The organism is Ruegeria sp. BJ6, from assembly GCF_056537885.1.
On sequence record NZ_JBQFSG010000001.1, the window covers coordinates 962,740 to 986,987 of the forward strand.

Consider the following 24,248-nt stretch of genomic DNA (forward strand, 5'->3'; position numbering starts at 1 on the left):
GACGATTTTGCAAACCTCCCGCTGGTAACCTGCCAGTGGGAGGTGTTCTTATGCGGCCATTCGAGGGATTGCGGGTTCTGGACCTGACACATGTCTTTGCCGGACCTTTCTGCGCATATCAGTTGGGAGTTCTGGGTGCCGAGGTCATCAAGATCGAACCGGTGGACCGCCCGGACATGACACGCGAGGAAGGTGCAGATACCGACCTGAACGCAATGGGCATGGGATTGTCGTTTCAGGCACAGGGCGGGAACAAGCGAACACTGGCACTGGACCTCAAATCGGACGAGGGTCAAAGCCTGTTTGAGCATTTGGTCAAAACGGCAGATGTCGTAGTGCTGAACTACACCGCCCACGCGGTGGATGAGCTTGGTCTGGACTATGACAGGCTGGCCGCGCTGAAACCGGATTTGATCTACTGCTTGATCAGTGGATTTGGCGCTACCGGTCCAAAGGCGGATCACCCGGCATATGATGTCGTCATTCAGGCATTCACCGGTGTCATGGCCGCAAATGGTGAAGCTGACAGCGATCCGGTGCGCATAGGCCCGGCGGTCATTGATTACGGCACCGGGGCGCAGGCGGCACTGGCGATTTCCGCCGCTCTGTACGGGCGGGCGCAAACCGGTCTCGGACGGCGGATTGACGTTGCGATGGCTGATTGCGCGCTGATGTTGATGAACTCTCATACCGCTACGACGCTTGCGACCGGCGTTGCACCCAGACCTCATGGCAACCATGACCCGTCGCTGGCCGGATATGCGACTTACGAAACAGCAGACGGAACTTTGATGATCGGCGCATTTTCCAACGCCCAGATGGCACGCCTTATGTCGGCAATCGGCGAGGATGAACGGGCCAGTGCCATATTGTCGACCCCGAGAACGGAAATCGACACCCGCAGGGAAGAAGACGCCGAAGTATTGACGCGCGCACTGCGGTCGAAGTCGGCGGCCGAGTGGGAAACCATTCTGAATGCGCACCACGTCCCCGCTGCAAGAGTGCGTGGTCTTGCCGAGACGCTTCGCGAGGATCAGGTTGCCTCTCGTAACGTCGTTCAGCAAGTTGACGAGGCGCGCTTTGCGGTCGCCGGGTTCGCCTACGATCACGGCAGCCCAATGCTGACCGGCGCGCCTAGGGCGCACGGAGCCGACAGCCGATCCGTGCTGGCAGAACTGGGGATCGACACGGCCAGATTTGACGCTCTGGCCGCGGCTGGCGTAGTGTTCAGCCCTTCTTGAGTACGTTTTCCTCGAAGGCGACTTTGAATTCGGCCTGCTTTTCAGCGCTGGCCTCGGTCTGATAATTGGCCTTCCATTCGTCCATGGTCATGCCATAGAAAACCTCACGCGCTGCCGCCTTGTCCATCTCGATACCTTTTTCATTCGCAGCTTCCTGATACCACCGGGCAAGACAGTTGCGGCAGAACCCGGCAAGGTTCATCAGGTCGATGTTCTGTACATCGGTCCGGTCTTCCATCAGGTGTTTTTGCAGACGGCGAAAGGCAGCGGCCTGGAGTTCAATTTCGGTTTGCTGGTCCATGAGTGTGGCTCCGCGTGAAATACTGTTGTCCTGTATCCGACCTAACAATCCAGACGTCTGGTTACAACAAACAGGAGGGACCCGAAGGTCCCCCGCAATTGGTATTTTTGCTGCCTATGGCGTCCTCAGGCCAGTTTCAGCGCCAGCCAGGGTATCAGGCAGAAGATGATCGTCAGTATCTTGTAGTTGGCCAGATACTTGAAATAGGCCTTTTTGACATCGGCCCGTTCCATCTGAAACATCCTGCCGTGTATGCCTGCAATCCAGTCCTGCAGCACCACAACCATTAGCGTGGTAAACAGCAAAATCGCAATGTTCAGGACCGTCATCCAGCCGAAGACGGTCGTCAGGAATTCCTGAGTCATGGTCGTCTCCTTTCATCCATAATATGGGGTTCGGCCGGTGCCCGCACAATAATCTGACGCCCGAATCCGGTCTAAATTGACCCCACGTTACGCTTCGCTATTCCCAAGCGCGTCTTGCAGAACAACGGCCAGTCGCTCAGCCCACGCACGTTGCCCAGCGTGGTTTGAAATCAGGTCATTCCGTATTTCAATCAACGCGTTAGGCCGTCCATGACTGGTGCAATGCTTGTCGATCGCATCTCCGGGCAAAACACCCGTATAGGGTTCGTTCACACCAACACACAGGTCGCCTTCGGCCTCAAGCCGGTCGATCAGCGGTCGGGAAAACCGCTCATCCGAAGTGTGCAGAACTCCAATGTGCCACGGACGCGGATCGCGGCCCCGCAATTGGCGCGTGAACGAGTGCATAGATACGACAACCGCATGAGGCAGAGCGGCCATACGCCCCAATGCGTCGTGATAGGGGCGGTAACACATGTTCAGCCGCCGCTCCCGCTCTGCCTCATCAGCGTAGCGGTTTCCGGGGATGATCGAACCGTCATAAAGCTTCATCAGCAGGGTTGGGTCGTCTTCGCCCCGGTTCGGATCGATAACAAGTCGCGAAAAGTTCGCCGCGATAACCGGTGCATTCAGAAGCTCGCCCAGATGTTTCGATACCTCATAGGCCCCGACGTCATAGGCGATGTGGCGCTCCATATCCTCGCGCGGCAGGCCCAGATCCCCTCCGTTAACTTCCGGTGGAACGGTGTTGGTCGCGTGATCGCAGGTAATCAGCCAGCGGGACGGCCTGTCCTCGCCGTGAATAAAGAACGGAGTGTTTGTCATAAGCCTGTCATCTAGTTTGTCGCAGGTGTAGGGCAGTTGTCTGGAAAAGGGAATTGCGCAATAAGCAGACCGGGGCGCTGTTTGCGATAACAGCGATAAATTGAGGAGAGCAAGGCCAATGCGACGCCTGAGAAATGTGAAAATCGTGGCGACGTTGGGTCCGGCGTCCGAAAGTTATGAAATGATCCGGGCGCTGCACGAGGCCGGGGCAGACGTTTTCCGCCTGAACATGAGCCACGGCAGCCACGATGAGATTCGGGAAAAGCACCGGATCATCAGGCAGGTGGAAAAGGATCTGGACAGCCCGATCGCCATTCTGGCTGACCTGCAAGGCCCCAAATTGCGCGTCGGTGTCTTTGCCAATGATGCCGAGGACCTCGAAGAGGGCGCTGCGTTCCGTCTTGATCTGGATGAAACACCCGGCAATTCAACCCGCGTCTGCCTGCCGCATCCCGAAATTTTCGAAGCGCTGGAGCCCGGCGCGCATCTGCTGGTCAACGACGGCAAGATCAGTCTGCTGGTGGAAAAATGCGGCCCTGATTTCGCGGATTGCAAGGTGGAAATTGGCGGCACGATTTCGAACCGCAAAGGAGTGAATGTACCGGATGTGGTATTGCCGTTGGCCGCGCTCTCCGAAAAAGACCGGGACGATCTGGAATTTGTCTGTCAGCTGGGTGTCGACTGGCTGGCGCTGAGCTTTGTGCAGCGTGCGAAAGATGTGTTCGAGGCGCGCGCGCTGGCCGATGGCCGCGCGGCGATCCTGTCCAAGATTGAAAAACCCGCCGCGGTCGAAGCATTCAACGAAATTCTTGATGCCTCCGACGGGATCATGGTGGCGCGCGGCGATCTGGGCGTAGAGCTGCCGGTGTCCGCCGTACCACCAATTCAGAAACGGCTGGTGCGCCGCTGCCGCGCGGCCGCCAAGCCGGTGATCGTGGCGACCCAGATGCTGGAAAGCATGATCGAAAGCCCGATGCCAACCCGTGCCGAGGTGTCCGACGTGGCCACAGCCATCTATGAAGGTACGGACGCAATCATGCTCAGCGCCGAGTCCGCCGCGGGGTCCTATCCGATCGAAGCGGTTCAGACCATGGACAAGGTGGCTGTCGAGGTCGAGGCCGATCCGAACTATACTCAGATCATCACCGCCTCGCGGACGGCCAAGGGCACGACAGTTGCCGACGGCATCGTCGCTGCTGCACGTGAGATTGCCGAAAAGACGGATATCAAGGCGATCTGCTGTTTTACGCAAAGTGGCACGACCGCCCTGTTGACCGCACGAGAACGCCCCGGCGTGCCCATCATTGCGATGACATCCCTTAAAGGCACGGCGCGACGTCTGTGCCTGAGCTGGGGCTGCAACTGCGTGATGACCCCGGAACTGGAGCGATTCAAAAGCGCGGTGGTCAATGCGGCGCGTGCTGCACGGGCCGGAGGGTTCGCAGGGGATACGGATCAGATCGTCGTTACGGCGGGTGTCCCGTTCAATGTCCCGGGCACCACGAATATTCTGCGTGTTGCACCTTGTGACGAAAGGTTGATCTACAGCACCGATCCAGAGTAATTCGAGCGCTGTTTCTATGCCTTTGGCAAAGAATCCTGCCTTTACCTCTTGCCAGTTGGCCAAGACTTGCGTAAACGGCGCCTCTGATCGCGTGACCGGCCAATGTGGCATGCCGAGTCGCGTTTAGTACCGAACCCCGAAAGGAGACGGAAATGCCTAAGATGAAGACCAAATCGAGCGCCAAGAAGCGCTTTAAGGTGACTGCGACCGGTAAGGTCCTTGCTGGCCAGGCCGGCAAGCGTCACGGCATGATCAAGCGGACCAAGAAATTCATCCGCGATGCCCGTGGCAACACCACTCTGTCCGCCCCCGACGCCAAGATCGTCAAGGGCTACATGCCCTACGACCGCTAAGAGGAGATACCGATATGTCCCGCGTTAAAGGTGGAACCGTAACTCACGCCCGTCACAAGAAGGTCATCAAGGCCGCCAAAGGTTACTATGGCCGCCGCAAGAGCACCTTCAAGGTTGCCCGTCAGGCCGTCGACAAGGCCAACCAGTACGCAACCCGCGACCGTAAGAACCGCAAGCGCAATTTCCGCGCTCTGTGGATCCAGCGCATCAACGCTGCTGTCCGCAGCCACGACGAGGCTCTGACCTATTCCCGCTTCATCAACGGCCTGAACCTGGCCGGTATCGAAGTGGACCGCAAAGTTCTGGCCGACCTGGCCGTGCACGAACCGGAAGCGTTCGGCGCGATCGTCGCCAAAGCTCAGGCTGCTCTGGCCGCCTGATCCTCTTTCGAGAGACAGTGATTGAAAGGTCGTTCCTTTGGGAGCGGCCTTTTTTTGTTATGAAAGAACGCAATTCGCGTTGGCTTTGTTCGGATACTTCCGGTTTCAGCCTAAGCTGAATTTTCCCAGGTTACCGGGTCCAATCGGAACAGCTTGGCCAGTTCATCGTAAACTGCCGGTACCTCAGCTTTCAAACCTGAAGGTCTTTCGAAAAACACCTCTACGGCGACCGCGAAGAACTCTTCATGACCTACTGCGCCATAGGCGTCGATTAGCGTCCTTTGCCCGTTTTCTACCGCCCGGACATGGGCGTCATAGGCTGTCAGAAACACCTGCTCCCACTTGGAATAGCTCTGCCCCTCACTCAGAACGGGAACTCCATCGGTGTGGCCGGATAAGTCGTCTATTTGATGCGCAAATTCGTGAAACACGACGTTTTGTCCATCTCGGTCGTTCAAGGCCCCTTGCCTGCTGTGCGCCCAGGACAGAACGACTGGACCGCGCCCCCAGCTTTCTCCGGTGCGAACAACTTCCTGTTCCGTGACAACAAAGCCCGAATGTCTGCTTTGCCGGGACTTGAAGGCATTTGGATAAATGAGAATGGTCGTCAGATGATCGTACCACAAGTCACTGTTGACAATGAGAAGGCACGCCTGAGCAGATATGGACAGTTCCATTTCTTCGGTGACCTCCAGCCCATTGCAGCCGACAAAGTTCACCTGCTCGAGAAACAGATTCACTTTGCCGTCAAGATTGCCGCGCAGGTTCGGTGGAAGCCTACGGATCAAAGGAACCTGCGTTTCAACGATGGCGCGTTGCCGGTCTGAAAGCGGGGTGGAAAGCAACTGCGCGCGAGTGCGCTGTTTCGACCAATAGCGGTACCCGAAATAACCTACGGCCAAAAGAAGAACTGCGATGAAAATTGTCATGGACAGACACTACTGCGGTCAGTTGAGACTGGGAATGATATTCTCCTAAGTCAGACCGATGTCGGTTGCTGGCAAAGCTTCATACGCCGGTTGAACGTCCAAGCCAGCATCACCTGAGATGCCATACTTCAGGCTCTTCTGGTGAAACAAAAAAAACCGGCGCTGTGCGCGCCGGTTTCAAATAGTCTAAATTGCCAAGCGAGTGTCAGCCAAACACACGCCCCAGCGCGCCGTCGACCGCGTCCGTGATCTGGTCAATATCATCTGGTGTCGCGATCAGGGCGGGCGAGAAGCACAGGGTGTTGTTGCGGCCCGGCAGCGACCGGTTGGTGACGCCGATGATAACCCCCTGGTTCATACAATCCGCCACAACAGCCTGTGCCAGCTTTTCATCCACCGGTTCTTTGGTTGACCGATCCGACACCAGCTCGGCCCCCAAGAACAAGCCTTTGCCGCGCACGTCGCCGACGACTTTGTGCTTTTCCATCAGCGCCTGCAGGTTGCCCATCATGCGCTCGCCCATGTTGGTGCAGTTGCCCAGCAGGTTCTCGTCCTCGATGATCCGCATGTTCTCGATTGCTGCTGCCGGTCCGGCGGTGCAGCCACCAAAGGTCGAAATATCGCGGAAATAGTTCAGCGGATCAGAGGTGTCGTCCTTGAACATGTCAAAGACTTCTTCGGTGGTCACCATGCAGGCAATCGCGGCGTAACCCGAGGCGACGCCTTTGGCCATGGTCACAAAGTCGGGCTTGATGCCGTATTGCTGATAGCCGAACCAGGTGCCGGTACGGCCCACACCACAAACAACCTCATCGATATGTAGCAGGACATCGTATTTCTTGCAGATTTCCTGCACACGCTCCCAGTAGCCTGCGGGCGCTTCGATCACGCCGCCACCAGCGGTAACCGGTTCAAGGCACAGTGCGCCGACGGTTTCAGGGCCTTCGCGCAGGATCACCTCTTCGATGGCATCCGCCGCTGCCTGACCAAAGGCCTCGCCCGACAGATCCTCTTTGCCCAGCTCGTGCTTGCGGTATTCCATGCAATGGGGCACGCGCACAAAATCAGGTGCAAAGGGGCCGTATTGCGCGTTCCGCTCGTCCTGACCACCTGCCGACATGGTCGCAAGGGTCGAGCCGTGGTAGTCGCGGTCACGATAGAGAATCTTGGTCTTTTTGCCGCCATAGCGCTTGTGCGCGATCTGGCGAACCATCTTGAAGGCTTTCTCGTTCGCCTCAGAGCCGGAGTTGGTGTAGTAAACCCGGCTCATGCCCGGCATCTTGTCGATCAGTTTTTCAGCAAAGATCGAACCGGGGATAGAGCCTGCGGAATTGGCGAAATAGCACAGCTTCAACAGCTGGTCGTACACCGCCTTGGCAATGGATTCGCGGCCGTAGCCGACGTTGACGGTCCAGACGCCCCCCGAGACAGCGTCGAGGTGCTCCTTGCCCTTTTGATCCCAGACACGCATGCCTTTACCTTCGACAATGATGCGCGGATCATTAGTTTCAAAGGGCTTATGCTGGATCAGGTGATGCCAGATATGGGCGCGGTCGGCCTCGACCACGCGGGAAAGATCGTTTTCGTTGAACGTGCCGTCCATGACATGTCCTTTCAAAGTGAAGTGTTGCGCTGAACTCGGGGCGTGCTCTGTCCGGGCAAGCAATTTTCCATGACTCAGATCAGCGCGAAAGGCCAGTATTAGATAGGGCCAGATGGGCTGATCGCGTATCTCCAGTCCAAAACGGACTAGTATTACTACGGATTTATTTCAAACACTTCTTTGTGCTCTATGCGCCAACACGATCTGGGAGGAATGGCAGATGACTTCGACCAACATTTACGATCGCCATCTGGGCAAGAATCAAGCCAACCACACACAGCTTTCTCCGCTCAGCTATATCGAGCGGACCGCAGCCGTGTATCCCGATTATGAATCGGTGGTGTATGGCCAGCGCCGGTACACCTGGGCGCAAACCTATTCGCGTAGCCGACGTCTGGCCAGCGCGCTGGCCAAGCGCGGCATCGGGCGGGGAGATACGGTTTCCATCATCGCAGCCAATATCCCGGAAATGTACGAGGCGCATTTTGGTGTACCGATGGCCGGAGCGGTCCTGAACGCCATCAACACGCGCCTCGACGCAACGATCATCGCGTTCATTCTGAACCACGCCGAGGCCAAGGTTCTGCTTGTCGACCCCGAGTTCTCGGGTGTTGTGCAGGAAGCATTGAAGCAGGTCGAGAGGTCGGACATTCTGGTGATCGATATCGAGGATGACAGCTTTGACGGCGGTGAAAAACTGGGGGCTCTGACCTATGACGCACTGCTGGCCGAGGGCGATCCCGAGTTTGACTGGTCGCTGCCGGGGGACGAATGGGATGCGATTTCTCTGAATTACACGTCGGGCACAACCGGCAACCCCAAGGGGGTGGTTTACCACCATCGCGGGGCGGCGCTGAATGCGACCTCGAACATTCTGGACTGGGGTATGCCAAAGCATTCGGTCTATCTGTGGACGCTGCCGATGTTTCATTGCAATGGCTGGTGTTTCCCTTGGACGATGGCGGCCAATGCGGGTGTGTCGATCTGCCTGCGCGCGGTGCGGGACGAGCCGATTTATCGCGCCTTCCATGATGAAAAGGTCACGCATTTCTGTGGCGCCCCGATCGTGCTGAACATGCTGGCAAACGCGCCCGATCACCTGCGGGATTTCGATCATGAGATCAAGGTGATGACAGCAGGTGCGCCGCCCCCTGCCGCTGTCATCGAAAAGATGGAAGGGATGGGGGTCGCGGTCACCCATGTCTATGGCCTGACCGAGACATATGGCCCATCAGTCGTCTGTGCATGGAAAGATGAATGGGACGCCAAAGAGGCCGAAGAGCGTTCAGCGCTGAAAGTACGGCAAGGGGTGAAATACGTTGCCTTGTCCGGTCTCATGGTTGCCGATCCCGAAACGCTGGAACCGGTCCCCGCTGACGGTGAAACCATGGGTGAGATATTTATGCAGGGCAACATCGTGATGAAAGGATACCTCAAGAATCCCGACGCCACGGACAAGGCCTTCAAGGGGGGGTGGTTTGCCTCGGGCGATCTGGGGGTCATGCATCCTGACGGGTATATCGCGCTCAAGGACCGGTCCAAGGACATCATCATTTCGGGGGGCGAAAACATCTCGTCAGTCGAGGTTGAGGGCATCCTTTACAAGCATCCGGCAGTGATGGAGGCGGCAGTGGTCGCACGTCCGGACGAAAAATGGGGTGAAACCCCGTGCGCTTTCGTCGAACTGAAACCCGGCAAAGAGGCAACCGAGGCGGAACTGATAACGTTCTGCAGGGACAATATGGCCCACTTCAAGGCACCCAAGACCGTCGTGTTCGGAGCATTGCCCAAGACGTCTACGGGCAAGATTCAGAAATTCGCCCTGCGGGACCGGGCGCGGGCGCTTTGATCGGAAACTGAAAACAAACAGGCCGCTCTGGGACGGCCTGTTTTGTCGGTTCAGCGGTCGAAGATCGACAAATCCAGATCCAGCATCTCACCCATCCAGAAGGCCCTGTCGCGGTGATCTTCAAGGTGCTGCCCGGTTTCGGGATGGGTAAAAACGGTCAATCCCTTCCGGTTCAGCAAAAGCCAGGGGATAACAGCGTCAAACGCGTCGGCGTCGAACCCCAGCTGACAGCTCCATCGGGGATGAGGACCAACATTGCGGGCGTGCATGCGCCCCATCTGAACGGGAAACAGGCGGGCGGCATCTTCGCAGACCTGCCGCGCAATATCCTGCGTGTCAGCGTCGAAATAGACGTGGGCGTGGTATCCGGTGATTTCGGGCATTCGAACCTCTTGCGGTGACTGCACGAAATTTAAGGTGGCCGGACGGCGATGAACACAGCCATCCGCAAACATAATATGTGCGCTTGTTCAGGCGGGTGCGTGCATATCCGGATGCGCCGCAACAAAAGCAGGATGTTTGGCACAAGCGGCTTCAACACTCAGAAGTTTTGGCAGGTTGGTCAGGTCCACGTCCCATCGCCGGGCGTTATACATCTGTGGCATCAAACAGATATCGGCCAGTCCCGGTTTTGAACCGGTGCAAAAGGGTGCCTGATCAAAGCCGCTCAGCAGGGTTTCAAAGGCCAGTAACCCCGGGCGAATGAAATGCCGCATCCAGTCGCCGGGCATTCTTTCAGTTCCACCACTAAGGTCGGTCGCGTATTTGGCCACCTGCAGGTTGCAGACAGGGTGAATGTCCACTGCAATGGCATGGGCCAAAGCCTGCTCACGGGCCCGCGCGGCCGGGGATTCGGACAACAGGCCCAGCCCCCGCGTTTGATCCAGATAGTCGAGTATCGCCAGAGATTGCGTCTGCCTTTGGCCGTCAATTTCCAGAACAGGTACAAATCCCTGAGGGTTCAAAGCTAAATGAGCGTCGGATTTCTGCTCTCCGCTGACCAGATCAACAACAACTGACCGGTAGGCAATACCGGCCAGATTCAGCGCGATCCGAACGCGGTAACTGGCCGAAGACCGCCAGTAGTCATAGAGCACAACGTCGCTCATTCAATCTTCCCCGAATGCAGTAAGGCAACCGACGCCAGCCGGTTGCCAGTTTCGAACAATTTGGTTGTCTCAGAGGTTACTCAGTTCCTTTGCATGCAGCCAGTCCGCATGTTTGGGGGCCTTTTTCGTCTTTGACCACTCTTCCAGCATGTCCCACTTCACATCGTTCAGCTTGTCCAGCATCGCCTGTTCTTCCGGGTCCGGGCAGGCCAGTTCGACGCGATGCCCGTTCGGATCGAAGAAGTAGATCGAATGAAAGATCGAGTGATCCGTGACGCCAAGAACCTCAACACCATTGGCTTCCAGATGATCCTTGAACGCAATCAGTTCGTCACGGTCTTTTACCTTGAACGCGATATGCTGCACCCATTTGGGGGTATTCGGATCGCGACCCATTTCGGGCTTAGTCGGCAGCTCAAAAAACGCCAGCACGTTGCCGTTCCCTGCATCCAGAAACAGATGCATGTACGGGTCGGGTTCGTGGGTTGAGGGGACATGATCCTCGGCAATCGCCAGAATGAAGTCCATATTCAGCATCTTGCCGTACCACTCGACCGTTTCCTTGGCGTCCTTGCAGCGATAGGCGACGTGGTGAATCTGTTCAATTTTCATTGGGCTTACTCCTGTTTCAGGGCCGCTGCATTAATTGCCTGGCTCAGTACTGTGCGATCACCAATGTGATTGGCGAGCACCAATACAAGCCGGGCGTTCAGGGCATCACTATCCGCTTTCTCCAGCCCCTCATGGGCCGCCAGTAGATCGGCATAAAAGTCATCCGCGCCGTCGATATTCGGTGTCAGGATCAGATCGGTCATGTGCTCTTACTCCTTGCCGGTGGCCCGGCGGATCGCATGCCGGAACGAGTTTTCTTCGAAAGTGTCGCGCCGCGCCGCCACGTGCTGGTCCGGACGGATCAGATAAACGGCGCTTGTGGCATCACCCAAATACCGGCGCTTCAGCTCCAGCGTCGGATCATCCTTGACGGACAGGGCAAGGCGCGTGACTTCGATGCCATCTTCTTCGATGACGTCCGGTGCATCCGCATCAATCGTGAGCAGTGTGAACTTACCCGCCAGCTTGGGCAGCAGGAACTCATCGCCCAGCGGGGCATCGGGGCAGGCAGAACCCGGCCTTGTTCTTGCGGGCCCGTTCAGAGCGTCCGCCGAGTTCAGCGGCGAGCCGTCATAAGTGCAGGGCACGCTAAGACGACCGGAATTCACCAATGGGCGGGCGAATTCATAGTGTTCACTGAGGTCCAAAACGGCATCCCGAAGAACGCGCGACATTTCGGATTTCGGAGTGATGAAATCGGTCGAACGGGTCGAATTCAGAATGTTCTCGTCCGCACCGTGAATGCGTTCGGCATCATAACTGTCCAGCAGGCTTTCCGGGGCCTTGCCGTCCATCACCAGCTTCAGTTTCCAGCACAGATTGTCGGTGTCCTGCAGCCCTGAATTCGCACCACGGGCCCCAAAGGGTGAAACCTGATGTGCGCTGTCGCCTGCAAAGATCACGCGACCATGGCGGAATTTTTCCATGCGGCGGCACTGGAATGTGTAGATCGAGACCCATTCCAGTTCGAACTTCACGTCCTCGCCCAGCATTGCCTTGAGGCGGGGAATGACGTTTTCGGGCCGCTTCTCACGCTCCTTGTCGATATCCCATCCCAGTTGCAGGTCAATCCGCCATACGCCATCCGGTTGCTTGTGCAACAACGCCGACTGGCCTCGGTTGAAGGGCGGGTCGAACCAGAACCAGCGCTCGGTCGGAAAATCGGCGTCCATGATCACGTCCGCGATCAGAAAGTTGTCTTCGAACACGCGGCCGACAAAATCCTTGCCCAGCATGGCCCGGGTTGGTGACCCCGCCCCATCGCAGGCGATCAGCCAGTCCGCCTCGACCGTGTAGGAACCTTCGGGCGTTTCCACCTCAAGTTTCACATGATCGGGATGAGTACCGATGGCTTCGACCTTGTTGCGTCCGCGGATTTCAATCGGGGCTCCTCCGGCCTGCAATTCACGGACCCGGTTCACCAGATATTCTTCGAAATAGTATTGTTGCAGGTTGATGAACGCCGGGCGTTGGTGGCCCTCTTCGGGCAGAAGGTTGAAACCATAAACCTGACGGTCGTCAAAAAAGACCTTGCCAAGGTTCCAGACGACGCCCTTGTCCACCATTGGCTGCCCGCACCCCAGCCGATCCAGGATTTCCAGCGGGCGTTTGGCAAAACAGATCGCGCGGCTGCCAAAACTCACTTTGTCATTATCGTCCAGAACCAGCACTTCGACACCTTGCTGCGCAAGGTCGATGGCAGCGGCGAGACCGATTGGCCCTGCACCGACCACGATCACCTTGTGCCGAACCGGCGCAGATGCGTCCTGATCCGCGCTGTGTTCGTAGGCATAGAGTGGAACTTCAAAGATCTTGTTCATGGGCCCTCCCCCGATGCTCATGCGCTCAGGGCGCAAATCTCCTGTCCTTCGCCGCGCTGGCGCCGAAGGTTCTGGTGTATCGTTTCATTGTTTCATTCGGGGCAACACGATCTGGATCAAAGTCGCCCCGATTCATTAGCCCTGCAGGGCCTCCCACATTTCCAGATCACGCTGGGCGGTCCAGATGCGGGGTGTGTCTATACCGCGCGCTTCGTCATAGGCGCGGGCGACGTTGAATGGCAGGCAGTGTTCATAGATCGCGTAATCGGCGAATTTCGGATCACATTCTGCGCGCACTGCATCCCACGCCTCTTTCAGCGATCCACCGCGGGCGGCAACCTTTGCCGCCGGGCGATAGGTGCTTTCAACAAAGTCACGCGTGTTCTCAATGGCGGCGTTGACCATGTCTTTGCCGACCAACGCGTCACCCCGGCCAGGCGCGATCGCATCAACGTCAAACCACTTGATTTCGTCCAGGGTATCGCCCCAGTCATTGAAATGACCGTCGCCGCAATAGCAGGCCGAGTGGTATTCGACGATATCGCCGGTGAACATCACGTTCTGGTCCGGCACATGGATGACAATGTCCCCTGCCGTATGCGCACGGCCCAAATGCATCAGATCGACCCGGCGATTACCCAGATAGATAGTCATCGTGTCGCTGAACGTGGTTGTTGGCCAGGTCAGGCCGGGGATGCTCTCATGTCCTTCGAACAGGCGAGGAAAGCGCTGGAATTCGCTATCCCAGTCCTCTTGCCCGCGTTCCACGACCATGGCGCGGGCCATGTCGGACATGACGATCTGCTGTGCACCGAAGGCACTGGCACCCAAAACGCGCACCGCGTGATAGTGGGTCAGCGCCACATGAGTGATCGGCTTGTCTGTCACTGAACGCACACACTCGATCACCTTGTTCGCCAGTCGAGGTGTGGCCTGCGCTTCCACAATCATAACGCTGTCATCGCCGATGATGACGCCCGAGTTCGGATCGCCCTCAGCCGTGAAAGCATACAGTCCCTCGCCGACTTCGGTGAAGGATATCTTCTTTTCCGTCATGTCCCCCTGGGACGCAAATGCTTTGGTCATGGTGATTTCCTTATCGTGCGTAGGGGTTTTCAAGTGCAGGCAGAACGGTGCCCGTGCAGTCACCGAAGCCGATTGTATAGCCGTCACCTTTGGCAGCACCTTTCAAGGTCAGCGTATCGCCATCTTCGATGAAGGATCGGGCCTCACCCGTGTCCAGCGTCAACGGCTCCTTGCCGCCCCAGCTGAGTTCCAGCAGCGAACCGCGCTCGGGCTTGGTCGCCCCGGAAATGGTGCCAGACCCCAAAAGGTCGCCCGCATTCATCGGGCAGCCTGACGTCGTATGGTGGGCGAGTTGCTGCGCGGCGGAATAGTACATTTCCCTATAGTTAGTACGCGCAATTGTGGTCGCGTCTTTCCCGTCCGGCGCCATGGTTATTTCCAGGTCGATGTCATAGAGCATCGGACCACAGTCGTTGAGGTGATCCAGCAACTCGAACTCGCGTGCGGGAGTGTCACAGCGAAACGGCTCCAGCGCCGCTTTGGTCACGATCCACGGGCTGATTGAGGTGGCGGTGGCCTTGGCCTGGAAGGGACCAAGTGGCTGGTATTCCCATGCCTGAATGTCGCGGGCCGACCAGTCGTTCAGCAGAACGTAGCCAAAGATATTATCATCAGCTTCTTGCACCGATATCGGTCCGTCCGACGGCGTACCGACAATTGCGCCCATTTCCAGTTCGATGTCGAATCTGCGGCAGGGCAAGAACGCGGGCAGATCATGGTCAGGTGACTTGAGCTGTCCCCAAGGCCTGCGGACATCCGTGCCGGAGACGACAACTGACGATGCGCGGCCATTGTAGCCGATGGGAATATGCAGCCAGTTGGGCGGCAGTGCATTTTCAGGCCCGCGGAACATAGTACCGACGTTGAATGCGTGGTTCCGGCCTGCATAGAAATCGGTGTATTCGCTGACCGCAAAAGGCATATGCAATTCGGCGTCAGTCATCGGCACAAGCAACGGTTCAACCCTGTCCTGTTCCGGCGAACCTTCTGAAAGCAATGCGATCAGCCGGTCACGCAGCGCCGCCCAGACGGCAGGACCTTCTTCCATCAACTCGTTCCAGAAGGGCACGTCGAACAGAGGATAATCGGCCAGCGAAATCAGACCGGCGGCCTCTGCCTCGGTAACATCAAGGATCATGTCTCCGATGGCAACACCACAACGTGGATCGGACCCGGCGGTCGAAAAGACGCCATAAGGCAGGTTGTTCAGCGGAAAGGGGTGGTTCGCATCGTTGGCCGAAGCCACCCAGGATTTCATTAACGGCATGTTACGTCCTTAATCAGTCGCGGATATAAGCCCGCTAAATTGGGTTATTGGGCGGAGCGCAGAGATTTTAGCCCTAGAAGCAGGGCCGCCACGATCATGAAGCTGCCACCGATCCGGTCCAGCCACAGCCGTGCGGACCCTTTCAGGCGGCTGGCCAGCCAGCTTGCGCTGCCGCCATAGACCGTCAGGAAAAGCCCGTCGATAGCCAGGTAGGTTGCCGACAGAATTGCGAACTGCAGCCAGAAAGGTTGTGCGCCGTTTATGAACAAAGGGAACAACGCGGCAAAGAACACAACAGCCTTGGGGTTCGCAGCAGAGGTTACAAAACCTTGCATCCACAGCGCCTTGCGGCTGGCCAGTTTCGCGGATTGCGAAGTCTTGCTTTCGGCCTTCAGAATTGTGCGGAGGCCGAGAAACACAAGATACGCCACGCCGAGCCACTTGATGACCGCCAACGCAGTACCAGAAGTCGCAATCAGCGCCGCAAGGCCAAGACCTGCTGCCAGCATCTGTAACAGGTTTGCTGTTAGGTCACCGGCTGCTGTGAACAGGCCACGCGGCAACCCGTTAGCAGCCGAATTGGACAGCATCAGCAACTGGCTTGGTCCCGGTGTACTCATCAGCAGCAGGACCGTGGCGACGTATGTGATCCAGATATCAAAGCTCATGATACGCTCATTTCTTGCCCGGAGTTCCGTCGAATTTCTTCTCAAGCGTTGTCCAGCAATCGATATAGTCGTCCTGCAGTGGCGCTTCGTTGGCTGCAAACGCGGTCAGATGCTGCGGGAAGCGGGTCTCGAACATAAACGACATCGTGTTTTCCAGCTTGTCCGGCCCAAGGTTCGAATTCGATGCCTTTTCAAAGGCTTCCTTGTCCGGTCCATGCGGCAGCATCATATTGTGCAGGCTCATCCCGCCGGGAACAAATCCCTGCGGCTTGGCATCGTACTGACCATAGATGTTCCCCATCAACTCGGACATGATGTTCTTGTGGTACCATGGCGGGCGGAATGTGTCCTCCATCACCATCCAGCGTTCCCGGAACAACACAAAGTCGATATTGGCGGTTCCCGGTTGTCCCGAAGGTGCGGTCAGAACGGTAAAGATCGACGGATCGGGGTGGTCGAACAGGATCGCTCCAACCGGACAGTATGTGCGCAGATCATATTTACAGGGCGCATAGTTGCCATGCCAGGCAACCACATCCAGCGGGCTGTGCCCGATGCTGGTGGTATGGAACTGTCCGCACCATTTGATGGTGACGGTCGACGGCACTTCGCGGTCCTCGAACGCGGCAACCGGTGTTTTGAAATCACGCGGATTGGCCATGCAGTTGGCGCCGATCGGGCCCCTGCCCGGTAATTCGAATTTCTGGCCATAATTTTCGCAGACGAATCCACGGGCCGGACCTTCCAGAACTTCGACGCGATAGAGCAGTCCGCGCGGAATAATCGCGATTTCCTTGGGCTCCAGATCGATAATGCCAAGCTCGGTCGCAAAGCGCAGGCGGCCTTCTTGCGGGACAACCAGCAATTCGGAATCGGCCGAATAGAAATAGTCGTCCACCATGGATTCAGTGACGAGATATATGTGGCTGGCCATTCCGACCTGGGTGTTCACGTCACCTGCCGTGGTCATGGTACGCATGCCGGTCAACCAGGTCAGCGACTCGTTCGAGTGCGCAACCGGGTCCCAGCGGTATTGGCCAAGGCTGATTACGTCAGGATCGACACAGGGCGCAGATTTCCAATACGGCAGATCGATCTTTTCGTAGCGATGCGAGTGCTTGACCGACGGACGAATGCGATAGCACCAGGTCCGTTCAGGGTGCGTTGCTGTAAAGGCCGTACCGCTCAGCTGTTCACCATACAGTCCATAGTTACATTTCTGTGGGCTGTTCATGCCCTGCGGCAGAGCACCGGGCAAAGCCTCGGTTTCGAAGTCGTTTCCAAAACCCGGCATATAGCCTTCGTGCGTGCCCACAGGCGTACTGGCCTGGGTCATTTTATGGGGGTCAGTCGGACGATTCATGGCGCGTTCCTCCGTTTGCTGCTTGTCGAATAATAGTTGATTTTGTAACTAACAAGCATGACACAGCACAAAAAACCCGAAAAAGATGACTTCGATCTGCGAAATTTCCTGCCTTTTCTTCTGAATCAGGCCGCCGAGGAGAGTTCGCTGGAATTCCAGCGCGTCTACAAGAATCGGTATGGAATGTTGCGTACCGAGTGGCGCGTCCTTTTTCATCTGGGCAATTATGGTGAAATGACCGCCAAGGAAATTGGCGAGCGCGCCAAGATTCACAAGACCAAGGTCAGCCGTGCGGTTCACAAGCTGGAACAGCGTCGATATCTGTCCCGCACCCGCGATGAAAACGATCGCCGGGTGGAACGATTGGCTCTGACGACCGGCGGTCAGTCGGTCTATCGTGAATTACGGGGGATTGCAGAGCAATATGACGCAAAACTAGCTGCGCATTTCACAAATGGCGAGGCCGCGCTGCTGCGCATGATGCTGCGACGGCTGGCGGGTATGGATTGACGCACTGGTAAATTCAGGACGCCAACCCCAGATGACTCTCAGCAGATTTGGAGCCTTACATGACCGCCGCAAATACCATTTCCCCTGAGGCCAATACACTGATCAGCTGGCTGATCGAGCGGGGGCTGGAAGGTGCAGGCCACGAAGAACTTCTTGAGGGGTACTGTACGAGGCTGGTCGAGCTTGGTGTGCCGCTTATGCGGTTTCATTCGGCTCAGACCGCGTTGCATCCGACCTATGGGGGGATTGGATATAGCTGGTATCACGACGAAGGCGGGCATTTCGAGAATTATGAATATACAGAAACGCCCAGCGAAAGATGGGTAAACAGTCCGCTATATATTTTGATGCAACAAAAGATGGATACCCTGCGCGAAAGGCTGGTTGAGCAAAACGAACCCAGCCGGTTCCCATTTCTGAATGAGTTGCGCGAACGCGGAGCCACCGATTATCTCGCCACAGGCCTTGTGTTGGAGAAATGGGATCCAGATAAACCCATCGACCCCAAAAATTCACCCGAAGGTGTCCTGTTGTCCTGGGCCAGCAACGGCGCCGACGGGTTTCGTGACAGCGATCTGGAATTAATCAGGGCCGCACTGCCGCATCTTGGTCTGGCGATCAAATCGGCGACCAATCGCAAGATGGCCAGTGATCTGATGCGCGTATATCTGGGCCGGGACGCGGGGCGCCGCGTGCTGTCGGGCGAAATCCGTCGAGGATCGCTTCAACAGATCGATGCGGTGATCTGGAATTTCGACCTTGAGGGGTTCACCAGCCTGTCCGAAGAACTGCCGGGCCCCGAAATCATCGAAATGCTCAATGACTATCTGGCCGTCGCCGTCGACGTGGTTCAGGATTGCGACGGCAGCATTCTGAAGTTCATGGGCGACGGCCTGATGGCGATGTTCGATGTCGGTGAAATCGACGCCGATGCGCGGGCGGCGCTTGAGGCGGTTGCTCAGTTGCAGGCCCGGATGACCGAAAAGAACGCTGAGCGGCAGGCAGTCGGTCTGCCCACAGCAAATTATACGCTGGCCCTGCATGCAGGCGAAATTCTGTATGGAAATATCGGGGCGGAAAACCGTCTTGATTTTACCGTGATTGGCCCGGCGGTAAATCAGGCGGCCCGAATAGCCGGAATGCACAGATCACTGGGGCAGAGGATTTTGCTTTCGGACGACGTGGCTCGTGCCGCACAACCATGCGCGCACGATCTGATCTCGCTTGGCCGTTACATGTTGCGCGGCGTTTCCGAGCCGAAAGAACTGTTCACCGTGTATCGGGGTGGGTCCTAGAAATCGATCTCGACACCCGGCAGGTTTAGTTCCTTCATCATGTCGCGCAATTCCTGCCGGGCCGCGATGTTCGAGATATTCAGCTGCTTGACGCCGATGTCCTTGAGATCCAGCAGCGTCAGACCACGTGGGAACAACTCGCGAAAGATCACCCGCTCGGAAAAGCCCGAGGCGACACGGAAGCCGATTCGCTGGGACAGCATCTCGATGGCGCGCTGCATCTTTTCCTTGTTGACCATGCGCTGTGTGCCGACCCGGTTTCGCACGACAACCCAATCGAGGGGTTTCAGACCTGCCTGTGCCCGAAGCTGGCGCGCGTTCCAGACCATTTCGGAATAGACGGACGGGCCAAGAATTTTTTCGCCCTGCGTGTCGATCCGCGCCAGCAGATCGAAGTCGATGAAGCTGTCATTGAGTGGCGTGATCAGCGTATCGGCCAGTGAATGCGCCACCTGGCTGAGCCGGGTATGAGAACCCGGACAATCGATCAGTATGAAATCACTGTCACTTTCCAGCTCGGCAACGGCTGCAGACAACCGATGATCATAGATGTTCTCGCCGGGTTTCAGAACCGAGGCGTCGATTTCCGGCAGGTCGTGGTGTCGGGGGCTGGGCAGCCGAAGCTCGGACCCGTTGATATAGCCCTTGCGGTTCTCGAAATAGCGGCCAAGGCTGCGTTGGCGCAAATCCAGATCCAGCGAACTGACCTTGTGCCCCAATCTGGCCAGCGCAGTGGCCACATGCATGGATACCGTAGACTTGCCTGCGCCGCCCTTTTCGTTCCCCACTACGATGATATGTGCCATGCCTGTATTCCCGGTTTGTCACGCTTTTGACCACGCGTTGTTGGTCGACACTATATGTTGTGTGGGCATCGAAGGAAAGAACCTACATGCGTTTACCGGGCATATTGAGGCTCAAAAATGCAGCGATTGCTTCGAGGTTTTCTTTCCCCTGCCCTGCACGTGCCGAATTTCTGCTGCTGAATCACTCTTTTGTGGTGCGCGCGGGCCAATGCAGGAACGATTGGAACGCTCATTCTAAATGCCTTGAATATCGTCCTGCCAGCACTGATCCGTGCCGGAATTGGATACTGGCTGGCAAATATCGACGCCCCGGTTGACGACAAACTCATCAGAAGACCCGTTGCGTGAGTCGGCTGCCCGCCCCTGATCCTGGCGTATCTGGCCACAACCACGATCGGGGTATGGACCTTCTGTTACATGATGACCCGAGCGGCGAGTCTCATAAAACGATGATACCAACATCGTTGTCACCGGAACGTATCCTTCGTGCAGCCTATGGGCTGTCAAAAGAAAACGGGGCCTGAAGCCCCGTTTTCGAACCTTTTTAGTGTCCAAACACGTTGTTTGGCACCCACTTCATCTTTTCGCCCTGCTTGCCCCATTTCATCATCAGGCAGGCAGTGCTGTATTTCTGAAAGTACACAATGTTCAGATCATACCATCCGGCCTCGGGTACTTCGACCTCGACACGCTGGTTGGCCTCGCATGGCTGGCGCGCCGAGAAATAGCCGACCTGCTGACCGCCGATCCGGGCGTCGATCCCGTCATTGGACCAGGTTTCCAGCTCATAGATTCCGGGCGCATCGAACCGGATATATCCTTTGATATCGGCAGCAACGTTCATCGCCTTGTCAAACGTCAGAACCGGGTCGCCTTCGGATGTGTCCCGATAATCCAAACCCCGCAACGCGCGGCCGGGTTTGGCGCTGGATACCATCTGCTTGGCCATGTCGATCGATTGAATCTTGGACGGCGGATCGCCGCCCCATGCGTATTTCACCGCAAGTCCGGCTTTTGGGCTCGAAGGCTGCGGACTGGCCGGTTTTAGCTTGATAGGCGCGGCCGAGAGCGCCGAGGCCAGCGTCAACCCAAATACCGCAACCATTCCTGTTAAGAATGATTTCATACTCATCTCCCGTGCTGTTAGTTTGCCGACCCTCGCCGATCTGATGCAAACGAACTCATCCATGAGCCTAGGCGGCAATTTTTCGTGCGACAACCCCGCTCGGCATCACTTTTGTCGACTCAGGCCCGCATGTCCTTGGGCGAGCCCATGACAACATAAGATGTGATGGATGTGACATGGGGCAACGTTCCAAGAACTTCGGTATGAAATGTCTTGTATGAAGGAAGGTCTGCACATTCCACCCGCAGCAGATATTCGATGGTTCCGGTAATGTTGTGACACTCCACCACTTCCGGTGCCTGTTGCAGCGCCTTTTCGAACCCTTCCTGCGCGGCCTTTGTGTGCTCTCCCAGCCCGACACCGATATAGGCCACAAAGCCCAACCCAAGCGCAGCGGGGTTCAACACGGCACGATAGCCCGCAATGATGCCCAACCGCTCCAGTTCCTGCACGCGACGAAGGCAAGCCGAAGGAGAAAGCCCCACGCGCTCGGCCAGTTCCAGATTGCTGATGCGCCCATCCCGCGATAGCTCGCGCAATATTCGGCGATTTATTTCGTCCAATTTAGTCATTTGTTGCGAAATCTATTGATACACACACAAAAACGCAATTTCATTTGCCGTGAACGCAGCAATTATCGGCGCATGACCTACGATATCCTGTTTGCCCTTGTGGTGTTTGCCTTCGTCTCATCCATCACGCCGGGGCCGAACAACCTGATGCTGATGGCCTCGGGCGCCAATTTCGGCTTTCGGCGCACGATCCCGCACATGTTGGGCATCGGGCTGGGATTTACCTTCATGGTGCTTCTGGTTGGCGCAGGATTGGTGCAGGTCTTTGACAGATTTCCGGTCAGCTATTCCGTGCTGAAGATCGCGTCTGTGGTTTATCTGCTGTATCTCGCCTGGAAGATCGCCCATGCCGCGCCAGCAACCGGTCAGGACGCATCGGGCAGGCCAATGAGCTTTCTACAGGCCGCCGCGTTTCAATGGGTGAACCCAAAGGCTTGGGCGATGGCGCTGACCGCAACAACCGCATACGCGCCGGGCCAGACGCTGAACGCAATAATTGTTGTCGCCCTTGTGTTCGGTGCGATCAACCTGCCTTCGGTCAGCACATGGACGGTACTTGGGCAGCAGATGGCGCGAATTCTGACAAACCCGCGCCGTCTGGTGGCTTTTAACTGGACCATGGCCGGACTGCTTGTTGCCTCGCTCTATCCGGTTCTCTGGCCGCAATGAATTAGCGGAGCGGCAGACAGATCTCGGTCAGCAACTCCTCAGGCGGCGTTTCCCGCGGATTGTTCAGGTAGATTTCATAGCAAGGCTGATCAGCGGGTTCTTCGCCCGATTGCGGCAACCAGTTACCAAACAGGCTGTGATAGGCCGCATGGATGCCGGAATACGGCCCTTTGTAGGTCAGAACAGCGGTCTTGCCACCGGGTATCTGCCACTCTTCCATACCATCGGGAATATCCGCGCCCCGGAATTCAGCGCCTGCAAAACTGCGCAATTGATCCTGCGGAACGTCTTCGGGGCTGTCCAGATACAGGGCCAGCATGGGTCCGACATGCGGCCAGAGCTGGCGGGATTCGCACAACGCTCCGAACGCTTCAAAGCTCTTGCCGATCTTGGCATATTCGCCCTTGTGCGGCAGCGCAGCCACGCGGCGGGCAGGTTCATTTCGGGTGGTCACAGGGTGCATGGGATATCCTCCGGTTTTGAAGTTTGGATGAGCCGGCAGAAACTGCCCCGCCTTTCTGAATGCAGCGGGGCTGCTGCCGTAAGCCTCGGAAAAGGCCCGTGCAAAGGATTTCAGGTTCGGATATCCGACGTCAGCCGCAATCTGCGGAACCGGCGTTTCGGATTGTACCAGCCACGTAGCGGCGCGATGCAGACGCAAGCGGCGAACAGCCTGTGCGCAGGTCTCGCCCGTGATCGCGCGAAATACGCGATGCCAATGAAACCGCGACATTGCCGCCACATCCGCCAGAGCGTCCAGCGACAGATCATCTGCCGGGTGGTTGTGGATATGGGCAAGTACGCGCAACACGCGATCTTCGTAACTGGTTGCCATAGTGGCTTTTCCTCTTTCACTTCGCTCCATTGAGGATGCATATTCCATTGCCACAAATCTTGCTGAGTTGCATCCTGAGCGACCTGAGGTCATATAGCAGGGAACTTTCGCGTTAAGAGGCGTCATGACTCAGTATCTGGATTTCGAAAAACCCCTGGCCGAGATCGAAGGCAAGGCCGAGGAACTGCGCGCGCTGGCGCGTGCCAACGAAGAGATGGACGTGACCGAAGAAGCGGCAGCGCTTGATGCAAAAGCGGCCAAGCTTCTGGACGAGCTGTACGATGACCTCACGCCATGGCGGAAATGCCAGGTGGCACGCCATCCTGAACGGCCCCATTGCAAAGACTATATCGAGGAACTGTTTTCCGAATTCACTCCGCTGGCCGGTGACAGGAACTTTGCTGACGATCTGGCTGTCATTGGTGGGCTGGCCCGTTTCAACGATCAGCCGGTAATGGTGATCGGTCACGAAAAGGGTTCTGACACGAAATCGCGGATCGAACGGAATTTCGGCATGGCCCGACCCGAAGGGTATCGCAAGGCTGTGCGCCTGATGGAAATGGCGGGCCGGTTCGGCCTGCCGGTGATCACCCTGATCGACACCGCTGGCGCCTATCCCGGCAAAGGTGCCGAAGAGCGCGGACAATCCGAAGCCATCGCGCGCTCGACCGAGATGTGCCTGAAAATTGGTGTACCTCTGGTTTCGGTCATCATAGGCGAAGGCGGGTCAGGTGGCGCGGTTGCGTTTGCGACCGCCAACCGCGTCGCAATGCTGGAACATTCGATCTACTCGGTGATTTCTCCCGAAGGCTGCGCCTCGATCCTTTGGAAGGATTCCGAAAAGATGCGCGAAGCTGCCGAGGCGCTGCGCCTGACAGCGCAGGACCTGAACAAACTTGGGGTTTGCGACCGGATCATTGCTGAACCCAAAGGCGGTGCGCACCGTGATCGTCCGGCAACCGTCGAAGCCGTCAGCGAAGCGATTTCCGCAATGCTGGAGGAGTTGAGCGGAAAAGACGCTGCGGCCCTGATTCAGGATCGCAGGCAGAAATTCCTTGATATCGGCTCCAAAGGACTGGCCGCTTAACTGCGCGGCCAGC

Annotated in this window: 27 protein-coding genes; 9 read left to right on the forward strand and 18 right to left on the reverse strand. The window is 57.0% G+C overall.

The annotated features are described in order from the left end of the window. Nucleotides 1-50 precede the first annotated feature (50 nt). Nucleotides 51-1,241 (forward strand): CaiB/BaiF CoA transferase family protein, encoded by a 1,191-nt coding sequence (locus ACR0D6_RS04585; RefSeq protein WP_480764631.1) that lies wholly within the window; start codon nucleotides 51-53, stop codon nucleotides 1,239-1,241. Here the strand turns inward: ACR0D6_RS04585 and ACR0D6_RS04590 are convergent. From ACR0D6_RS04590 to ACR0D6_RS04600, 3 genes are all read right to left on the reverse strand, one after another. Beyond that, nucleotides 1,228-1,542 (reverse strand): DUF1244 domain-containing protein, encoded by a 315-nt coding sequence (locus ACR0D6_RS04590; protein WP_480727953.1) that lies wholly within the window; start codon nucleotides 1,540-1,542, stop codon nucleotides 1,228-1,230. The genes ACR0D6_RS04585 and ACR0D6_RS04590 overlap by 14 nt on opposite strands. Before the next feature lie 125 nt (nucleotides 1,543-1,667). After that, nucleotides 1,668-1,907, reverse strand: coding sequence for a DUF6868 family protein (locus ACR0D6_RS04595; protein ID WP_170651151.1), 240 nt, complete (start codon nucleotides 1,905-1,907; stop codon nucleotides 1,668-1,670). An 87-nt stretch (nucleotides 1,908-1,994) separates the two neighbouring features. Continuing rightward, nucleotides 1,995-2,732, reverse strand: coding sequence for an N-formylglutamate amidohydrolase (locus ACR0D6_RS04600; RefSeq protein WP_480764632.1), 738 nt, complete (start codon nucleotides 2,730-2,732; stop codon nucleotides 1,995-1,997). Between the two features lie 118 nt (nucleotides 2,733-2,850). Between ACR0D6_RS04600 and pyk the strand changes: the two genes are divergently transcribed. From pyk to rplT, 3 genes are all read left to right on the forward strand, one after another. Continuing rightward, nucleotides 2,851-4,296 (forward strand): pyruvate kinase, encoded by a 1,446-nt coding sequence (pyk, locus tag ACR0D6_RS04605; protein ID WP_480764633.1) that lies wholly within the window; start codon nucleotides 2,851-2,853, stop codon nucleotides 4,294-4,296. Nucleotides 4,297-4,448: 152 nt separating this feature from the next. Next, nucleotides 4,449-4,649 carry a 50S ribosomal protein L35 gene (gene rpmI / locus ACR0D6_RS04610; RefSeq protein ID WP_010443552.1) on the forward strand — a complete coding sequence of 67 codons (201 nt, stop codon included), beginning with the start codon at nucleotides 4,449-4,451 and terminating at the stop codon, nucleotides 4,647-4,649. Nucleotides 4,650-4,663: 14 nt separating this feature from the next. Then, nucleotides 4,664-5,029, forward strand: a complete 366-nt coding sequence (gene rplT, locus ACR0D6_RS04615) for a 50S ribosomal protein L20 (protein WP_008756009.1) — start codon at nucleotides 4,664-4,666, stop codon at nucleotides 5,027-5,029. A gap of 110 nt (nucleotides 5,030-5,139) precedes the next feature. Here the strand turns inward: rplT and ACR0D6_RS04620 are convergent, their stop codons facing one another. Together ACR0D6_RS04620 and ACR0D6_RS04625 are read right to left on the reverse strand one after the other, a co-directional pair. Further along, nucleotides 5,140-5,958: a M90 family metallopeptidase gene (locus ACR0D6_RS04620; protein WP_480764634.1), complete on the reverse strand. Its 819-nt coding sequence runs from the start codon at nucleotides 5,956-5,958 to the stop codon at nucleotides 5,140-5,142. 205 nt (nucleotides 5,959-6,163) lie between these two features. After that, nucleotides 6,164-7,561 (reverse strand): aminotransferase family protein, encoded by a 1,398-nt coding sequence (locus ACR0D6_RS04625; RefSeq protein WP_480764635.1) that lies wholly within the window; start codon nucleotides 7,559-7,561, stop codon nucleotides 6,164-6,166. A gap of 220 nt (nucleotides 7,562-7,781) precedes the next feature. Here ACR0D6_RS04625 and ACR0D6_RS04630 point away from each other — a divergent pair, with 220 nt between their 5' ends. Beyond that, the gene (locus tag ACR0D6_RS04630) at nucleotides 7,782-9,410 is read left to right on the forward strand and encodes an acyl-CoA synthetase (RefSeq protein WP_480764636.1); all 1,629 of its coding nucleotides are present in this window, start codon (nucleotides 7,782-7,784) and stop codon (nucleotides 9,408-9,410) included. 50 nt (nucleotides 9,411-9,460) lie between these two features. On the opposite strand, the gene ACR0D6_RS04635 is transcribed toward ACR0D6_RS04630, so the two are convergent. From ACR0D6_RS04635 to hmgA, 9 genes are all read right to left on the reverse strand, one after another. After that, entirely contained in the window at nucleotides 9,461-9,793 is a 333-nt protein-coding gene (locus tag ACR0D6_RS04635) for a DOPA 4,5-dioxygenase family protein (protein ID WP_480764637.1), read from the reverse strand. A gap of 87 nt (nucleotides 9,794-9,880) precedes the next feature. Next, complete coding sequence (gene maiA / locus ACR0D6_RS04640) at nucleotides 9,881-10,519, reverse strand: maleylacetoacetate isomerase (protein WP_480764638.1); 639 nt, start codon at nucleotides 10,517-10,519, stop codon at nucleotides 9,881-9,883. Nucleotides 10,520-10,588: 69 nt separating this feature from the next. Further along, nucleotides 10,589-11,131, reverse strand: coding sequence for a VOC family protein (locus ACR0D6_RS04645; protein WP_170651159.1), 543 nt, complete (start codon nucleotides 11,129-11,131; stop codon nucleotides 10,589-10,591). 5 nt (nucleotides 11,132-11,136) lie between these two features. Further along, the gene (locus ACR0D6_RS04650) at nucleotides 11,137-11,334 is read right to left on the reverse strand and encodes a DUF2783 domain-containing protein (RefSeq protein WP_480764639.1); all 198 of its coding nucleotides are present in this window, start codon (nucleotides 11,332-11,334) and stop codon (nucleotides 11,137-11,139) included. A gap of 6 nt (nucleotides 11,335-11,340) precedes the next feature. Beyond that, nucleotides 11,341-12,951, reverse strand: coding sequence for an FAD-dependent oxidoreductase (locus tag ACR0D6_RS04655; protein WP_170651161.1), 1,611 nt, complete (start codon nucleotides 12,949-12,951; stop codon nucleotides 11,341-11,343). Nucleotides 12,952-13,086: 135 nt separating this feature from the next. After that, nucleotides 13,087-14,037 (reverse strand): MBL fold metallo-hydrolase, encoded by a 951-nt coding sequence (locus ACR0D6_RS04660; RefSeq protein ID WP_170651162.1) that lies wholly within the window; start codon nucleotides 14,035-14,037, stop codon nucleotides 13,087-13,089. 10 nt (nucleotides 14,038-14,047) lie between these two features. Then, nucleotides 14,048-15,304, reverse strand: coding sequence for a fumarylacetoacetase (gene fahA, locus ACR0D6_RS04665; protein ID WP_480764640.1), 1,257 nt, complete (start codon nucleotides 15,302-15,304; stop codon nucleotides 14,048-14,050). Between the two features lie 44 nt (nucleotides 15,305-15,348). Beyond that, complete coding sequence (locus ACR0D6_RS04670) at nucleotides 15,349-15,972, reverse strand: LysE family translocator (protein ID WP_170651164.1); 624 nt, start codon at nucleotides 15,970-15,972, stop codon at nucleotides 15,349-15,351. Between the two features lie 7 nt (nucleotides 15,973-15,979). Continuing rightward, a complete protein-coding gene (gene hmgA, locus ACR0D6_RS04675) occupies nucleotides 15,980-17,335 on the reverse strand; it encodes a homogentisate 1,2-dioxygenase (RefSeq protein ID WP_480764641.1) in 1,356 nt (451 codons plus the stop codon). A gap of 57 nt (nucleotides 17,336-17,392) precedes the next feature. On the opposite strand from hmgA, the gene ACR0D6_RS04680 reads away from it, so the two are divergent. Then, a complete protein-coding gene (locus tag ACR0D6_RS04680; RefSeq protein WP_170651166.1) occupies nucleotides 17,393-17,845 on the forward strand; it encodes a MarR family transcriptional regulator in 453 nt (150 codons plus the stop codon). A gap of 59 nt (nucleotides 17,846-17,904) precedes the next feature. Further along, nucleotides 17,905-19,140, forward strand: a complete 1,236-nt coding sequence (locus ACR0D6_RS04685; protein ID WP_480764642.1) for an adenylate/guanylate cyclase domain-containing protein — start codon at nucleotides 17,905-17,907, stop codon at nucleotides 19,138-19,140. Here the strand turns inward: ACR0D6_RS04685 and ACR0D6_RS04690 are convergent. The 3 genes from ACR0D6_RS04690 to ACR0D6_RS04700 form a co-directional block, all read right to left on the reverse strand. Continuing rightward, nucleotides 19,137-19,946 (reverse strand): division plane positioning ATPase MipZ, encoded by an 810-nt coding sequence (locus ACR0D6_RS04690; protein WP_170651168.1) that lies wholly within the window; start codon nucleotides 19,944-19,946, stop codon nucleotides 19,137-19,139. The genes ACR0D6_RS04685 and ACR0D6_RS04690 overlap by 4 nt on opposite strands. Nucleotides 19,947-20,490: 544 nt before the next feature. Continuing rightward, nucleotides 20,491-21,072 carry a PA14 domain-containing protein gene (locus ACR0D6_RS04695; RefSeq protein WP_170651170.1) on the reverse strand — a complete coding sequence of 194 codons (582 nt, stop codon included), beginning with the start codon at nucleotides 21,070-21,072 and terminating at the stop codon, nucleotides 20,491-20,493. Between the two features lie 119 nt (nucleotides 21,073-21,191). Then, a complete protein-coding gene (locus ACR0D6_RS04700; protein ID WP_480727996.1) occupies nucleotides 21,192-21,644 on the reverse strand; it encodes an Lrp/AsnC family transcriptional regulator in 453 nt (150 codons plus the stop codon). Nucleotides 21,645-21,716: 72 nt separating this feature from the next. Between ACR0D6_RS04700 and ACR0D6_RS04705 the strand changes: the two genes are divergently transcribed. Further along, nucleotides 21,717-22,313, forward strand: coding sequence for a LysE family translocator (locus tag ACR0D6_RS04705; protein WP_480764643.1), 597 nt, complete (start codon nucleotides 21,717-21,719; stop codon nucleotides 22,311-22,313). Nucleotide 22,314: 1 nt separating this feature from the next. Here the strand turns inward: ACR0D6_RS04705 and ACR0D6_RS04710 are convergent, their stop codons facing one another. Further along, nucleotides 22,315-23,148, reverse strand: a complete 834-nt coding sequence (locus ACR0D6_RS04710; RefSeq protein ID WP_480764644.1) for an AraC family transcriptional regulator — start codon at nucleotides 23,146-23,148, stop codon at nucleotides 22,315-22,317. Between the two features lie 124 nt (nucleotides 23,149-23,272). On the opposite strand from ACR0D6_RS04710, the gene ACR0D6_RS04715 reads away from it, so the two are divergent. Continuing rightward, a complete protein-coding gene (locus ACR0D6_RS04715; protein ID WP_480448472.1) occupies nucleotides 23,273-24,235 on the forward strand; it encodes an acetyl-CoA carboxylase carboxyltransferase subunit alpha in 963 nt (320 codons plus the stop codon). Nucleotides 24,236-24,248: the final 13 nt, after the last annotated feature.

Excerpts from the sequence above, each read along its gene's own strand:
- ACR0D6_RS04585 (WP_480764631.1), top strand. The coding sequence starts at position 51 with ATGCGGCCATTCGAGGGATTGCGGGTTCTGGACCTGACACATGTCTTT.
- ACR0D6_RS04590 (WP_480727953.1), bottom strand. The coding sequence starts at position 1,542 with ATGGACCAGCAAACCGAAATTGAACTCCAGGCCGCTGCCTTTCGCCGT.
- ACR0D6_RS04595 (WP_170651151.1), bottom strand. The coding sequence starts at position 1,907 with ATGACTCAGGAATTCCTGACGACCGTCTTCGGCTGGATGACGGTCCTG.
- ACR0D6_RS04600 (WP_480764632.1), bottom strand. The coding sequence starts at position 2,732 with ATGACAAACACTCCGTTCTTTATTCACGGCGAGGACAGGCCGTCCCGC.
- pyk (WP_480764633.1), top strand. The coding sequence starts at position 2,851 with ATGCGACGCCTGAGAAATGTGAAAATCGTGGCGACGTTGGGTCCGGCG.
- rpmI (WP_010443552.1), top strand. The coding sequence starts at position 4,449 with ATGCCTAAGATGAAGACCAAATCGAGCGCCAAGAAGCGCTTTAAGGTG.
- rplT (WP_008756009.1), top strand. The coding sequence starts at position 4,664 with ATGTCCCGCGTTAAAGGTGGAACCGTAACTCACGCCCGTCACAAGAAG.
- ACR0D6_RS04620 (WP_480764634.1), bottom strand. The coding sequence starts at position 5,958 with ATGACAATTTTCATCGCAGTTCTTCTTTTGGCCGTAGGTTATTTCGGG.
- ACR0D6_RS04625 (WP_480764635.1), bottom strand. The coding sequence starts at position 7,561 with ATGGACGGCACGTTCAACGAAAACGATCTTTCCCGCGTGGTCGAGGCC.
- ACR0D6_RS04630 (WP_480764636.1), top strand. The coding sequence starts at position 7,782 with ATGACTTCGACCAACATTTACGATCGCCATCTGGGCAAGAATCAAGCC.
- ACR0D6_RS04635 (WP_480764637.1), bottom strand. The coding sequence starts at position 9,793 with ATGCCCGAAATCACCGGATACCACGCCCACGTCTATTTCGACGCTGAC.
- maiA (WP_480764638.1), bottom strand. The coding sequence starts at position 10,519 with ATGAGCGACGTTGTGCTCTATGACTACTGGCGGTCTTCGGCCAGTTAC.
- ACR0D6_RS04645 (WP_170651159.1), bottom strand. The coding sequence starts at position 11,131 with ATGAAAATTGAACAGATTCACCACGTCGCCTATCGCTGCAAGGACGCC.
- ACR0D6_RS04650 (WP_480764639.1), bottom strand. The coding sequence starts at position 11,334 with ATGACCGATCTGATCCTGACACCGAATATCGACGGCGCGGATGACTTT.
- ACR0D6_RS04655 (WP_170651161.1), bottom strand. The coding sequence starts at position 12,951 with ATGAACAAGATCTTTGAAGTTCCACTCTATGCCTACGAACACAGCGCG.
- ACR0D6_RS04660 (WP_170651162.1), bottom strand. The coding sequence starts at position 14,037 with ATGACCAAAGCATTTGCGTCCCAGGGGGACATGACGGAAAAGAAGATA.
- fahA (WP_480764640.1), bottom strand. The coding sequence starts at position 15,304 with ATGCCGTTAATGAAATCCTGGGTGGCTTCGGCCAACGATGCGAACCAC.
- ACR0D6_RS04670 (WP_170651164.1), bottom strand. The coding sequence starts at position 15,972 with ATGAGCTTTGATATCTGGATCACATACGTCGCCACGGTCCTGCTGCTG.
- hmgA (WP_480764641.1), bottom strand. The coding sequence starts at position 17,335 with ATGAATCGTCCGACTGACCCCCATAAAATGACCCAGGCCAGTACGCCT.
- ACR0D6_RS04680 (WP_170651166.1), top strand. The coding sequence starts at position 17,393 with ATGACACAGCACAAAAAACCCGAAAAAGATGACTTCGATCTGCGAAAT.
- ACR0D6_RS04685 (WP_480764642.1), top strand. The coding sequence starts at position 17,905 with ATGACCGCCGCAAATACCATTTCCCCTGAGGCCAATACACTGATCAGC.
- ACR0D6_RS04690 (WP_170651168.1), bottom strand. The coding sequence starts at position 19,946 with ATGGCACATATCATCGTAGTGGGGAACGAAAAGGGCGGCGCAGGCAAG.
- ACR0D6_RS04695 (WP_170651170.1), bottom strand. The coding sequence starts at position 21,072 with ATGAAATCATTCTTAACAGGAATGGTTGCGGTATTTGGGTTGACGCTG.
- ACR0D6_RS04700 (WP_480727996.1), bottom strand. The coding sequence starts at position 21,644 with ATGACTAAATTGGACGAAATAAATCGCCGAATATTGCGCGAGCTATCG.
- ACR0D6_RS04705 (WP_480764643.1), top strand. The coding sequence starts at position 21,717 with ATGACCTACGATATCCTGTTTGCCCTTGTGGTGTTTGCCTTCGTCTCA.
- ACR0D6_RS04710 (WP_480764644.1), bottom strand. The coding sequence starts at position 23,148 with ATGGCAACCAGTTACGAAGATCGCGTGTTGCGCGTACTTGCCCATATC.
- ACR0D6_RS04715 (WP_480448472.1), top strand. The coding sequence starts at position 23,273 with ATGACTCAGTATCTGGATTTCGAAAAACCCCTGGCCGAGATCGAAGGC.